18 protein-coding genes are annotated in these 12,441 nt (G+C 46.2%); 9 read left to right on the top strand and 9 right to left on the bottom strand.

Translation table 11 applies throughout. From position 1 onward, the window contains the following. Positions 1 to 36: 36 nt before the first annotated feature. Genes A2X74_RS01430 through A2X74_RS01420 form a run of 3 tightly spaced genes read right to left on the bottom strand, consistent with a single transcriptional unit; the run spans position 37 to position 2,884 of the window. Positions 37 to 987 carry a TAXI family TRAP transporter solute-binding subunit gene (locus tag A2X74_RS01430; protein WP_293627685.1) on the bottom strand — a complete coding sequence of 317 codons (951 nt, stop codon included), beginning with the start codon at positions 985 to 987 and terminating at the stop codon, positions 37 to 39. Positions 988 to 1,015: 28 nt separating this feature from the next. Next, complete coding sequence (locus tag A2X74_RS01425; protein ID WP_293627683.1) at positions 1,016 to 1,942, bottom strand: dihydrodipicolinate synthase family protein; 927 nt, start codon at positions 1,940 to 1,942, stop codon at positions 1,016 to 1,018. A 12-nt stretch (positions 1,943 to 1,954) separates the two neighbouring features. Then, a complete protein-coding gene (locus A2X74_RS01420) occupies positions 1,955 to 2,884 on the bottom strand; it encodes a 2-hydroxyacid dehydrogenase (protein WP_293627681.1) in 930 nt (309 codons plus the stop codon). Positions 2,885 to 2,968: 84 nt separating this feature from the next. Between A2X74_RS01420 and A2X74_RS01415 the strand changes: the two genes are divergently transcribed. Next, positions 2,969 to 3,910, top strand: coding sequence for a 3-hydroxyacyl-CoA dehydrogenase NAD-binding domain-containing protein (locus A2X74_RS01415; protein WP_293627679.1), 942 nt, complete (start codon positions 2,969 to 2,971; stop codon positions 3,908 to 3,910). 39 nt (positions 3,911 to 3,949) lie between these two features. After that, positions 3,950 to 4,630 carry a cytochrome b/b6 domain-containing protein gene (locus A2X74_RS01410; RefSeq protein ID WP_293627677.1) on the top strand — a complete coding sequence of 227 codons (681 nt, stop codon included), beginning with the start codon at positions 3,950 to 3,952 and terminating at the stop codon, positions 4,628 to 4,630. Here A2X74_RS01410 and A2X74_RS01405 read toward each other — a convergent pair whose 3' ends face one another. Next, on the bottom strand, positions 4,631 to 5,080 hold the full coding sequence (locus tag A2X74_RS01405) for a cytochrome c (RefSeq protein WP_293627675.1): 450 nt from the start codon (positions 5,078 to 5,080) through the stop codon (positions 4,631 to 4,633). Between the two features lie 89 nt (positions 5,081 to 5,169). Further along, entirely contained in the window at positions 5,170 to 5,832 is a 663-nt protein-coding gene (locus A2X74_RS01400; protein WP_293627673.1) for a site-2 protease family protein, read from the bottom strand. A 28-nt stretch (positions 5,833 to 5,860) separates the two neighbouring features. On the opposite strand from A2X74_RS01400, the gene A2X74_RS01395 reads away from it, so the two are divergent. The 4 genes from A2X74_RS01395 to crcB are packed head-to-tail and all read left to right on the top strand — an operon-like array spanning position 5,861 to position 7,386. Next, the gene (locus A2X74_RS01395) at positions 5,861 to 6,028 is read left to right on the top strand and encodes a hypothetical protein (RefSeq protein WP_293598444.1); all 168 of its coding nucleotides are present in this window, start codon (positions 5,861 to 5,863) and stop codon (positions 6,026 to 6,028) included. A gap of 44 nt (positions 6,029 to 6,072) precedes the next feature. Beyond that, a complete protein-coding gene (locus tag A2X74_RS01390; RefSeq protein WP_015421674.1) occupies positions 6,073 to 6,210 on the top strand; it encodes a hypothetical protein in 138 nt (45 codons plus the stop codon). Positions 6,211 to 6,219: 9 nt separating this feature from the next. Next, on the top strand, positions 6,220 to 6,999 hold the full coding sequence (gene ygiD / locus A2X74_RS01385) for a 4,5-DOPA dioxygenase extradiol (protein ID WP_293627668.1): 780 nt from the start codon (positions 6,220 to 6,222) through the stop codon (positions 6,997 to 6,999). A 9-nt stretch (positions 7,000 to 7,008) separates the two neighbouring features. Beyond that, the gene (gene crcB, locus A2X74_RS01380) at positions 7,009 to 7,386 is read left to right on the top strand and encodes a fluoride efflux transporter CrcB (protein WP_293627666.1); all 378 of its coding nucleotides are present in this window, start codon (positions 7,009 to 7,011) and stop codon (positions 7,384 to 7,386) included. Between the two features lie 3 nt (positions 7,387 to 7,389). Here crcB and A2X74_RS01375 read toward each other — a convergent pair whose 3' ends face one another. The 3 genes from A2X74_RS01375 to A2X74_RS01365 are packed head-to-tail and all read right to left on the bottom strand — an operon-like array spanning position 7,390 to position 9,429. Then, positions 7,390 to 7,911, bottom strand: coding sequence for a chromate transporter (locus A2X74_RS01375; RefSeq protein ID WP_293627664.1), 522 nt, complete (start codon positions 7,909 to 7,911; stop codon positions 7,390 to 7,392). Next, a complete protein-coding gene (locus A2X74_RS01370) occupies positions 7,908 to 8,465 on the bottom strand; it encodes a chromate transporter (RefSeq protein WP_299764115.1) in 558 nt (185 codons plus the stop codon). The genes A2X74_RS01375 and A2X74_RS01370 overlap by 4 nt, the downstream gene beginning before the upstream one ends. Then, positions 8,455 to 9,429 (bottom strand): D-2-hydroxyacid dehydrogenase family protein, encoded by a 975-nt coding sequence (locus tag A2X74_RS01365; RefSeq protein WP_293627660.1) that lies wholly within the window; start codon positions 9,427 to 9,429, stop codon positions 8,455 to 8,457. Before A2X74_RS01365 ends, A2X74_RS01370 begins: the two co-directional genes overlap by 11 nt. A gap of 74 nt (positions 9,430 to 9,503) precedes the next feature. Between A2X74_RS01365 and A2X74_RS01360 the strand changes: the two genes are divergently transcribed. Further along, complete coding sequence (locus tag A2X74_RS01360) at positions 9,504 to 9,806, top strand: antibiotic biosynthesis monooxygenase (protein WP_293627829.1); 303 nt, start codon at positions 9,504 to 9,506, stop codon at positions 9,804 to 9,806. Between the two features lie 11 nt (positions 9,807 to 9,817). Here A2X74_RS01360 and A2X74_RS01355 read toward each other — a convergent pair whose 3' ends face one another. Then, positions 9,818 to 10,585, bottom strand: a complete 768-nt coding sequence (locus A2X74_RS01355; protein ID WP_293627658.1) for a sulfurtransferase — start codon at positions 10,583 to 10,585, stop codon at positions 9,818 to 9,820. Between the two features lie 103 nt (positions 10,586 to 10,688). Here A2X74_RS01355 and A2X74_RS01350 point away from each other — a divergent pair, with 103 nt between their 5' ends. Both A2X74_RS01350 and A2X74_RS01345 read left to right on the top strand, forming a co-directional pair. Beyond that, on the top strand, positions 10,689 to 11,240 hold the full coding sequence (locus tag A2X74_RS01350; RefSeq protein WP_293627656.1) for a carboxymuconolactone decarboxylase family protein: 552 nt from the start codon (positions 10,689 to 10,691) through the stop codon (positions 11,238 to 11,240). A 3-nt stretch (positions 11,241 to 11,243) separates the two neighbouring features. Then, positions 11,244 to 12,434: a class I SAM-dependent methyltransferase gene (locus A2X74_RS01345; RefSeq protein WP_293627654.1), complete on the top strand. Its 1,191-nt coding sequence runs from the start codon at positions 11,244 to 11,246 to the stop codon at positions 12,432 to 12,434. Positions 12,435 to 12,441 lie beyond the last annotated feature (7 nt).

Raw genomic sequence — 12,441 nt, 5'->3', positions numbered from 1 at the left:
AAAAGAGCGAGGCATGCCTCGCTCTTTTTAACTACATTAATTTACGTTAATGTTTTTTTCTTTGAAGTACTTCAAAGCACCAGGGTGATACTGCACTGGAGAGGAGCTTTGCTTTTGATTTTCAAGGGTTACGTTAATGTATTCCTTATGAGTACGAACTAAATCAATTTTGTTATCGAATACCGCTTTAACAATTTTGTATGCTTCGTCATCTGGCATTTTTGCGTTAACAACCAAAATGTTGGCAACACCGGCAGCTTGATTGTCTTTAGCCATACCTTTGTAGGTAGCTTTAGGAATTACTGCTTTGAAGTAGAGATTGCCATATTTCTTGTTCATAGCGGCTACTTCATCAGCATTGTCAACCATCACAATAGTCATACCTGGGCTATTAGCCAAGTCAGTCACTGCAGAGGTTGGTAAGCCACCTACCCAGAAAAAGGCATCAATCTTACGGTCTTTCATCGCATTAACAGACTCTGCTGCACCTAAACGCTCGCGTTGAACATCTTTATCTTTGTCTAGGCCAGCAGCCTCAAGCAGGCGAAATGCCATTACTTCAGTAGCGCTACCTGGTGAGCCAGTACTAACGCGCTTACCTTTGAGGTCCTTCATGGACTTGATGCCAGTTGATTCAACTGTGACAACGTGCATGAGATTTGGGTAGAGAACGAGTAGCGTGCTCAAATCAATTGGTCTACCCTTGAATTTCCCCTGGCCAGACTCAGCATCTTTAGCAGCATCGGCCATGGAGAAGCCAACATAAGGTTTTCCAGAGCCAACTAGGTTCAAGTTATCTACTGATCCGCCAGTAACTTCAGCAGTCGCAGACATACCCGGTACTTTGCTAGAAAGTACTGAGGCTAAGCCACCACCCATAGGGTAGTAAACGCCACCAGTACCGCCGGTTGCAATTGAGAGGTTCTGTGCTTGTACTGAACCGAACAACATGGTGAGTGATACTGCAATTACTTTAATAAGCTTCATTTTTGTCTCCTGTTTTACATCTATGTAATTAAAGGCCCGGCATGCTGAAATTGATTTTTTGTAGCTCGCCAAGTAACTTTGCTTGCTGGTCTGCACTGAGTTGCATGAGTGGTGGGCGTACGCGTAACCACTCTGGATCTTTACTGAAATGGGCAACTGCAGTTTTCATACCGGCAATCATTTGATACTGAGCAAATACAGAGCGTACTTGATCTAAGGCAGCTTGACGTTGATCTGCGTCAGATTCTCTCCAATGCGCTGCTAATTCAGCAATAGCCCTAGGGTTTACGTTAGCAGTTGCTGAGATGCAGCCAACTCCACCCGCACGGAGGGTGCGCATGAGGAAGACTTCGCTACCAGCATATACGCGGAAGCCTGATGGCGCTAATAACTTAATGACGGATTCTGTGTAAGCCCAATCACCAGAACTGTCTTTCATGCCAACAACAGTTTTTGGATATTCCTTGGCTAAGCGCTCAAGTAAAGAAAGGCTCAGGTTAATTTTGGTAACTGGAGGTATGTTGTAAATATAAATTTGCAATGCTGCATTGCCAACCTTCTGAATCACTTCTGAGAAGTAGGCAAAGAGACCGTCATCGGTAATGTCTTTGTAGTAGAACGGTGGCAGCATCAATACGCCAGCACACTTATGGTCAAGAGCGTGACGAGTCATATTGACTGCGGCATCAATAGATGTAGCGCCCGTGCCAGGCATCATGTGTGCTGGGTTTAAGCCGCCTTCTACTAGTGTTGTCAATGTAGCCATCTTTTGGCGGGCAGACATGGAATTAGCTTCAGAGTTTGTCCCGAAGATCGCTTGGCCAACACCATTAGCCTCAAGCCATTGACATTGCTTCAGTAATTTCTGGGCGTCGGGACTGCCATCTTCTTTAAATGGAGTCAGTACAGGTGAGAGCACCGCAGGTAGTGTGGAAGGGTGTAGGGAAATTGTCATGCTTACTCCGTTTTAATTTTTTACTTCTGTCAGAAGTGGTTTTTTATTATAGAAAGCTTCTAAATTATCTATCGCCAGGTTTGTCATTAATTGTCGCGTTTCGGAAGTGGCACTTCCAATATGCGGTGTTAGTAAGACATTATCAAGATTTAGAAACCCGATGTTCGGATTTGGTTCATTTTCAAACACGTCGAGCGCCGCTCCAGCAATGATTTTTTGCTGCAGTGCAACTAAAAGTGCAGCCTCATCCACCACGCTCCCGCGTGCGATATTGATCAGGTAGCCCTTAGACCCTAAGGCCTCTAAGACTTCAGCATCAATCATTCTTTCTGTTTCTGGGGTGGCAGGGCAGGCCAGAAAAAGGACGTCAGATGCCTTTGCTAAAGATTGGATATCGGGAAAGTACTCATAAGGAACTTCCTTACGGCTTGGGCCAGTGTAGGCAATCTTGACATTGAATGCTTCTAGGCGCTTAGCCAGGTCTTGTCCGATGCGACCCATTCCCGCAATGCCGACACACTTGCCGGCAAGAGTAGTGGTAACTGTAAATAAACCTTTTGACCAGGCTGCACTTTTAACAAATTCATGCGCTTGGGGTATACGACGCAATAAGCCAAACATCATGCCAACCGCCAGTTCACAAACAGCGTCATTTAAAACGCCTGGGGTATTGCTGGCTTTGATTCCCTTGGCTTTGAGATAGTCTAAGGGAAGGTTGTCATAGCCTACACCGCAAGTAGCTACCATCTTTACCTGGGGGAGTTTCTCTAGTAACTCAATAGGTAGTTGAGTGTTTGAGCGAATCAAAATGCTCTCGTAAGAGCCGGGCGGAATGCTGGAGTTGAGGTCTGGATATCGAACTGGGGTAATGCGCTGGTCAATTGCCGTTTGCATTACCTCAGGAAATTGTCCGACCTGCAGCACTGAATTGACTGGGATCATGTCTCACTTACTTTTTTATTGGAATAATGAAATCATTGTAAGAGGATTTGTAATCCTTATCTTACCCCCGAAGGAGAAATGGAAATGTTGTTTACCCCGTCTGAAACAAAGGTCGTCGTCGTTGGTGGCGGCACTATGGGTGCTGATGTTGCGGCTGTATGCGCACGCGGGGGTTGCGCGGTTCAGGTGCTGGAGCCAACTACAGAGCGTCGAGCACTTTTGCCAGATTACTTTGCAAATACCATGATTGACTTGGGTTACGAACATCGTCTGCATTTGCTGACTACTGCTGGATCCTTGGAGGAGATAGATTGGTCAGAGATTGATTTGGTGATTGAGTGTGTCCCCGAGCGCTTGGATATTAAGCAAGAGTTATTTGCTAAGCTGGAGCAATACGCAAAACCAGAGGCAGTGCTAGCCAGCAACAGCACCAGCTTTCCAATCAGCGATATCTCAAGAGGATTAAAGACGGCTGCAAGGATGATTGGTTTGCACTTCTTCATGCCTGCGCATTTAGTGCCTTGCGTTGAGGTGGTTTATGGAGAGAAGACTTCTCCCATGGTTGGCGAAAGCCTTTCTCGTCTGATGACAGCTTGTGGCATGGTTCCTGTTACCGTGAAAAAAGATCTGCCAGGTTTTCTGGCTAACCGTTTGCAACATGCTTTATCACGCGAAGCTTTTGCCATGGTCGATGCTGGCATCGCTAGCTTGGAAGACATCGACAAGGCTGTCCGCTTTGGCTTTGGCTTTCGTTACATTGCCGCAGGCCCTGCAATGCAAAGAGATCATGCGGGTCTAGATGTTCATGGTGCAGGCGGAGCAACGATATATCCAACCCTGAACAACTCGCCTGATATTGCGAAATGCTTAAGTGATCGTATCGCCAGCGGTAAGTTGGGTATGAAAACCGGTGAGGGTTTCTATTCTTGGACCGCAGAGACCATGAAGGCAGAGCGAGAGCGTTATCAAGATGCTTTGCGGGAAGGGTTAAAGATTATTCAAAAGGATTTGCCTGAGATTAAATAAATCCAGGGGCAAGCTCTTACATTGATTTATTCTGCACAGATGAAAAAAATCATTCGTGTTTGGGATTTGCCGATTCGCCTGTTTCATTGGCTCTTAGTGATTTGTATTGTTCTGAGCTTTATTACTGTCAAGATTGGCGGCAATGCCATGGAGTTCCATGCGCTAGTCGGTTACTGCGTTCTGAGCTTAATTATTTTTCGAATCTGTTGGGGTTTGATTGGTTCATACCATGCCCGCTTCATTCATTTTGTCCCAAGCCCTAAAGGACTGATTGATTACCTATTAGGTAAAACCAAGGCTGGTCTTGGTCATAACCCTCTGGGCGCTTTATCCGTTCTAGGCTTACTTTTTTCAGTTGGCCTTCAGGCCGTAACTGGTTTATTTGCAAATGACGATATCGCTTTTGAGGGACCATTCGCAAAATATGTTTCGAATGATACGGTTCAGCTGCTAACCTCAATTCACTACTTTAATGAGAACATCCTCATCGTATTGATCGCACTCCATCTTTGTGCGATTGTGTATTACCAAAAATTCAAAGGCGAGAATTTAATCAAACCCATGCTAGTGGGTGATAAAGAAATTGACCCAAGCGAGCAGGCAAAGTATCTGCCATCTGACTTGGGTCAAGCCTCCAAGGATGGAGGTCTGCAACGCGGCCTGGCTTTATTGCTGCTAAGCCTGATTGCATTAGTTCTGGTTTACTTCATCAAGGGCTGATCACTTTTTCTTAAAGTCATCATGGCAACCTTTGCAGGTAGCACCAGCCGCACCAAAGGCCTTCTTGATGGCTTCTTGATCGCCTGACTGTGCTGCAGTATTGAGGTTTGCCACGGCAAGCTGCATTTTTTCTCCAGCAGCTTTAAATTTAGCGTTATCTGACCAAACGCCTGGAAGTGCATTGCCGCCCTCAGTGCTTGGACCAAATGCTTGCCATGGCAAAGTGGAGAGCATGGCAACAACCGCTGCATTCTTGGCCACTTCATCTTTATTAAATGGTGCTTCACCTTTGACTACTGCGCCAATTTTTCCAAAAGAATTAGCCATTACCGTATAAACGCTTTGACGATACTTAATGGCATCTTCTGGTTTTTTAAATTGTGCATAAGCGATTCCGCTTGCCAATAATGTTGGTGCAAGTGCTGCTATAACAAGGTGCTTGAGTTTCATAAGGGCTCCATTCATTTCATTAAATATGGGGGTGAGGTTTTATCTGATCAGCATACTCTCGAATGCCGATCCTTGCAGTTGGAGTTTATTTAGAAAACCATCTGTAATGGCAGCGTTACGAAGTAGAGGATGGATTTAAAGAAGGCAATCAAAGGCTCCATCCAAAAGCTGCCAATGATGCCGGTAAATACAAGCCCAAGAACAATAAAGAAACCCCAGGGCTCCAGCTTACCCAAGGCAATCGATTGGCGCGCCGGCAAAAGGCTGGATAGAATGCGACCCCCGTCTAAGGGTGGCAGGGGGAATAGATTAAACACCATGAGCACTAAATTCCAAGTGATACCAGCTTGTGACATTCCCAATAGGAACCGCTCATTAACTCCAAATCCAATGAGGGTAATCAAGAAAATAGCCCAAATGAGGGCTTGAGCGAAATTTGAGCCAGGTCCTGCTAGGGCTACCCAAATCGAGTCAATTCGGGGGTTGCGTAAGCGCCCAAAGTTCACCGGTACCGGCTTGGCGTAGCCAATTAAAAATGGTGAGCTTGCCAAAATCAACATCAGGGGGATCAGGATAGTGCCCACTGGATCTATATGTTTAATGGGGTTCAGGCTGACCCTGCCTAGCATATACGCGGTATTGTCACCAAAATAGCGGGCTGCATAGCCATGTGCTGCCTCATGGATGGTGATGGCAAAAATCAAAGGAATCGCATTAATAGCGATAGCTTGGATAGAATAGTCAGTAATCATGGCAATATGATATCCATAGGAGCAAAAAGTGACTGACGATAAAAAACCTGAATCAAAGACCCTGGCTAAACCAGTGGCAGCCAAGCCGGTAGCCCGTCCACCAGCCCCAAAAGGCCCATCTGGTCCTGGTGGCAGGCCTCAAGCAGGCTTTGGCGGCGGAAAAGGCATGATGCGTAAGGCTGGCCGCGGCCGATAGTGGATAATTGCAGCACTAATTAATGTGTTTAATGAGGATTTAGCATGAACGAATGGCATAACGAGTCAAAAGACGAAGTCAATAAGAAAATCATCACTTTGATCGTGATGTTGGCAGCCGCTACTAGCCTGGCTATTTTGTTTGCATTGGTTGCTGCTCATACTGGTTACGTATTCGGCTAATCTGCATTAATGACTAGCCATCGCCAACCTGCAGTATTTGCTGGCCATGGCAGTCCGATGTACGCTATTGAGCCCAATCGCTACACGGCGGCATGGGCCAGTCTTGGTAAATCGCTTAAACGTCCAGATGCCATCCTAGTCATCTCGGCACATTGGGTAACCCGGGGAGTGTGGGTTACCGCAATGCCTAAACCCAAAACAATTCATGACTTTGGTGGATTTCCGCAAGCCTTGTTTGATATTCAATATCCAGCGCCTGGTAGTCCCGCGTTAGCTGATCGAGTGAAAGAGCTGCTAGATGTTCCCGTTGTTCTTGAAGAGAATGAATGGGGTATTGATCATGGTGCCTGGTCTGTCCTCAAACACCTTTATCCCGATGCTGATGTTCCTGTAGTTCAGTTGAGTCTAGATGGCGCAATGTCTGCGGATGAGCACTACGAACTTGCCAAGAAGTTACGTCCTTTGCGTGATGAGAATATTCTGATTTTGGCGAGTGGCAATGTTGTGCATAACTTACGCACCATTGATTGGGGTGAGGGTGTAACACCCTATCCATGGGCTAGAGAGTTCAATGATTTCTTTGTTTCAGAGATGAAGGCTAGTCACCATGAGACTTTGATTCATTGGGAGCAATTTGGTGACTCTGCTCATTTGTCTATTCCAACCTCTGAACATTATTGGCCTGCCTTGTATATCCTTGCTTTGCAAGAACACGATGAGGTACCTAAAGTATTGGTGGATGGAATAGAAATGGGTTCCATCGGTATGCTTACTTTTTCAATTCAATAAATATCTAATATGTGGCTATCTATTCTTGCAATCTTCTGTGGTGCTGGTTTCGGAGCTTTGCTGAGAGCCGGGTTTAATCTTGCAACAGTTGGTCTTGCGGCGACGCTTCCTTTGGGAACTTTTATCTCCAATATGGTTGGCGGCTACTTGATTGGAATTGGCGTAGCCTTCTTTGGCAATAACCCAAGTCTTTCCCCTGAATGGAAGTTGTTCATCATTACTGGCTTCTTGGGTGGCCTCACCACTTTCTCTAGTTTTTCTGCTGAAGTGGTTGGTTTTATGCAGCGTGGCGAAATGACATGGGCGCTAGGAACTGCACTTCTAAATTTGTTTGGCTCGCTCGCCTTAACCTTCTTGGGTATTTTGACCTACCAGGCACTGAAGTAAACTTTAGATGAGCCCCAAGGCGCCCAAAGCCGCTCCTAGACCAATTAAATACAAAGGGTGCCAGCGAGTAAAAACAGTAACTCCAATGGTGGTGAGTGTGAGTGCATATGCGGCATAGCTGTGATTAATTTGTAGTGCAATTTGCCACGCTGAAGAAAGCACTAAGCCAATGGCAAGAGCTGCCGCTGCATATTGAATAGACTTCTTTTTGTGCTGATCCTTCATGCTCAAGATCAGACGCTGCAAGTGATAAACCAAGATGGAGGAAGGCCACGAAATGGCAATGGTTGCAATCAGGGCACCTAAAACTCCATAGACATGCCATCCAATCAGCGTGACTGTCATGAAGTTTGGCCCTGGAGCGGCCTGAGCAATTGCAAAGTAATCGGCAAAAGTTTGAAGGTCTATCCAATGCTCTTGGTAAACCGATAAATTGAGTAGGCTGGGAAGTAGTGCATTTACTCCGCCGAATGCAATGAGCGAAAAAGCCGATAGCTTGAGAAACAGGCTCAGCAAAATACTCATAGTTTGCGAGCTTTCTTTTGCGCCAAAATCCAAGCAAGTGGTGATGCAATCAGCACCACCCAGCCAAGACCAAGCTGGTAGTAGCTGGCAGCAATTACAGTCACAAGCACCACCAGGAGCATTGCCGGAAAGCGCAACTCATCACGCAACATCTTGATGCCAGTGGAGGCGATTAAGCCAACGCCAACAGCAGATATTCCTCGTAGAGCCCCTTGAGCTGATTCCAAATAGCTATAGTGTGTATACAGGAGTGCCAGCAACATGACGATACAAATTGGCCCCAATGTCAGGCCTGCAACTGCTGCAAAAGCACCCCTGGCCCCACCAAAGCGTGAGCCAATACACACTGCTAGGTTGACAATATTTGGGCCGGGAACAATTTGGCAGATACCTAGGATGGAGCTGAACTCTTCAGACGTCAGAATTTTGTCTTGCTCAACTAGTGTGCGTCGCGCCCATGGCAGGACACCACCAAAACCAGACATACCGATTTTGCTGAAGCTGATAAATAATTCTGTCGGAGTAAGCGTCTTCAAAGAATGATTAAGGCTCAAATGGATGTAGTAGCGGCTTGTGCTCGAGCCATGACTCTAGAGTATCAACAATTCCTTTGGAGAATGTTGCAAAAACAGGTTCAGCCACAAACCCTAGGTGAGGCGTGGTAAGTAAATTGGGTATGTTTCTTAGGGCATCATCTATGGGGAGTGGCTCAATCTCAAATACATCAATGGCTGCTTGACCGGGCCTACCAGCGGCTAGCGCTGCTTGTAGGGCCTGTGTATTAATGAGGGCGGAACGTGAGGTGTTCACGAGCAGTGCGTCGGACCGCATCATCGCTAATTCTTGGGCGCCAATCAATCCCTTTGTTTTTGGCCCAGCTACGAGATGCAGACTAACAACCTTAGATGTTTTTAGAAGCTCTTCTAGACTGACGGACTTGGCATTTTGGGCGGCAGCCCGTTCAGTGGTCATATTGGGGCTCCAGGTGACAAGCTCCATTCCAAAGGCTTTCCCCACTTTGGCAACGGCACTACCGATCGAGCCTAAGCCAATAATTCCAAGACGTTCACCGGAGAGCATTGGTAGAACAGAAAGTTCATCGCGCCAGCCACCTGAGTGCAACAAGTTATTTTGGCGAACTAAATGTTTTGAAGCACCTAGAATTAAAGCCCAAGTTAACTCGGTAGTAGTTTCCTTGGAGGGGCCTCCTGGCGTGCAGGCGACCGGAATATTGCGTGAAATCAGGGCAGGTGCATCTAGGGTGCCGTTACGCTTGCCGGTAAATAGGAATAACTTCAGCTTTGGGAGGCGAGCAATTAGAGCTTCATTAAACGGGGTGCGATCCCTCACCAGTACAATGACATCTGCATCTTTAATTGCTTCATATAGGGCTTCACCATGAAGGGGTTCATGATGAATGGTGATATGGCAGCGCCGATCTACTTTGTCCCAATTGGAAAAGCGACGGAGGGCGCGCTCATAGTCGCCAAGAATGACAACGTTAGGTAAATTAGCCATGTCTCTCGAATCGTTATTAATTATGCTGTTTGAGTTTACTATCTATCTTTATTGATTTTGATAAAGGAATACCCATGATTTTGGAACACTGCGATATAGAAATTGATCCTAGTAAGTCTGCTGAGTTTGAAGAAGCCATTTTGCATGGCGTCAATACTGTGATCTCCAAAGCTAAAGGGTTTCGAGGATTTAAGGTGAACCGCACTATTGAGAGTCCAGCACGATACTTGCTGCTAATTTACTGGGATAGTTTGGAAAATCACACTGTGGACTTTCGGGGGTCAGCAGCATTTGCTGATTGGCGAGCCATTGTTGGCCCTTTCTTTGCAAAGCCACCTTTTGTTGAGCACATGACTTTGGTCGGTAAATCCGACTAGGTTTTTAGTATTTAGGCAGTTTGTTTTTTACGAATAGAGCGCTCTAGTGGGATAGAGTCCAGGTTGGGCTCTAGAGCCTCTCTCTCATCAAATACAAAGCAACTCCCAGTGTAGTGGTCTGAGCCAACTTCCTCGAAGTATTTGAGGATGCCGCCCTCTAGCTGATAGCTATGCTGCATACCAATCTCACGCATGTAGAGACCGGATTTTTCGCAGCGAATTCCGCCAGTGCAAAAGCTTACCAATGTTTTATCGGCTAGTGCATCTTTATGCGCAGTGATTGCTGCTGGAAATTCTGTAAATTTCTCGATATTGAAATGCAGTGCATTCTCAAACGTCCCATACTCAACTTCGAATGCATTGCGCGTGTCCACCATGACTACAGGGCGACCTAAGTCGTCCGTTCCGCGATCGAGCCATTCTTGTAATTTCTTCGGTGTAATGAAATTTGCACGACCTTCTTCTGGACGAATCGCAGGGTGATTCATCCGAATGATTTCATTCTTAATCTTGACCAACATTTTTTTGAATGGTTGTGTTTCGGACCAGCTATCTTTTGATTCCAATAATTTGAAACGTGGATCTAATCGCAGCCAATCCAAAAAGCCCCTTAACTCTGGCTCACTACCAGCCAAGAACATATTGATGCCTTCCCCCGTTAAGAGGATGGTTCCCTTAAGTTGCCGGGCGTTGCATTCTTCAAGAATTTTGGCGCGCAATTCAATCAGATTGTCTAGGCTGACAAATAAGTAGGCGGCTATGTTCAGAATCGGTTTCATGGCAAATATTTTGTGTCGATTGCGACATTATCGAGGAAGATGGTATTCGAGTGATAATCTACGATCCTACAGACCCAATCCTATAAAAACCCAAAGAGCACCCATGTCTGAACGTTTAATCCCTTACCAGCCTATGGATTTGGCAGAGCCGGCCGAGCTAGTCGCCGCGATTCGCCAGCGTCGAGGTGGCCAATTCATCAATTTAGACCGCATGCTGTTACACAGCACCCCCATTGCTGAGGGCTGGAATCATTTTGTTGGTGAGATACGCAATAACCTCTCCTTGGATCCAAAGCTGCGTGAACTTGCAATGTGTGGGGTAGCTGTTCTCAATGGTGCTGAGTACGAGTTTTTTCATCACGCTCCTCCATTTATCAAAGCAGGCGGTACCGAGGAACAAGTGAAGGCGCTGCGTTTAATTGGCCAGCCTAACTTCCCAACCACCTTGTTCTCTACCCTTGAAAACGATGCGGTAGAGCTGACATTTCAGATGACACGCAATATTCAGGTTGATAGTGCGCTGATGAAACGTTTGCAAACCGCGCTTGGCAATACTGACACTGTTGAGCTTGTGACTGTGGTGGCGGCCTACAACATGGTTTCTCGATTTTTGATTGCCTTGGATGTGAATCCTGAGGAGCATCCTCCTGAGTAATTCATGAGCCAGAGCAACTCCATTACCTGGCAAGAAGGTGGTCAGACATATTCAGCGGCCTGGCATTCTGAGAATGGCATTGCTGCGCATAAACGGGTAGTCATTGCTGATGACACCCTCACGGCGGACGACGCCTATCGCCTAGCCTGTGAGGGAACTGCGATCTTATGGAAGGGTGATTTCCAGAATGCCCGTCAGTTATTGCAAGCTTTGGTAAGACGCATTGATAAGCCCTCTAAGAAATCCAAGCGCGCTGGTAAGAGAGTAGATCAATCTTCCGGTGATCTTCAATCGCCAACTTCGATTGATCTATTTAACAAGCATCGTTTGATTCAGTCACAAAGAGCTCGAATCCTCGGCATGTTGCTAATTCAATGCAATCTTGATCACACTATTCCATTGCGACGCGCGCCTGATGTTTCGGTTGCTTGCCTTGAGGCCTATGGCTTAACTACTGAGTCTTATGTGATTTCCTTGCGTGAGCTCTTGGGAGTGATCAGTGCACATGAGTGGCGTAAAAATGGTGTACCCGTTCTCGCTGATGGGGAAGGCGAACCTATTTTTATATACCCCCATTATGGTGTTTTCTCGCCGATACGCGGGGAGTATCTCGAGTTAGTTTGTAGCGCCCCGTTGCCTAAATCACTCGAAAAAGAGTCCATTGCTTTTGATATCGGCGTAGGGACTGGCGTGTTGTCAGTTATCTTGGCAATGCGAGGCGTACAAAAGATTGTTGCCACTGATCAAGATGATCGAGCGCTTGCTTGTGCTCAAGAAAATATCAAGCGATTGAGTTTGGATTCCAGCATCCAAATCATCAAGGCTAATTTATTTCCGCAAGAGAAAGCATCTTTGATTGTTTGCAATCCTCCGTGGATACCCGCAAGACCCAGTTCCACTTTGGAGCATGCTGTTTATGACCCTGAGAGCCAAATGCTGAAATGGTTTTTAGTTGATTTAAAAAACCATTTACTACCCGATGGAGAGGCTTGGTTAATTTTGTCTGACTTAGCCGAGCATCTCGGGTTAAGAGCAAGAAAAGAATTGCTAGAGTGGATTGAGGCAGGAGGGCTTAAGGTAATTAATCGTATTGATACTAAGCCAAAGCACCATAAGCCTTTTGATCAATCTGACCTTCTGTACTTTCCAAGATCTGCTGAAACCACATCTCTGTGGCGCTTAGCAGTTAAGTAATTTTTGT

This window comes from Polynucleobacter sp. GWA2_45_21, assembly GCF_001830325.1.
Lineage (GTDB): Bacteria > Pseudomonadota > Gammaproteobacteria > Burkholderiales > Burkholderiaceae > Polynucleobacter.
This window is presented reverse-complemented; position numbering and strand designations above follow the sequence as displayed.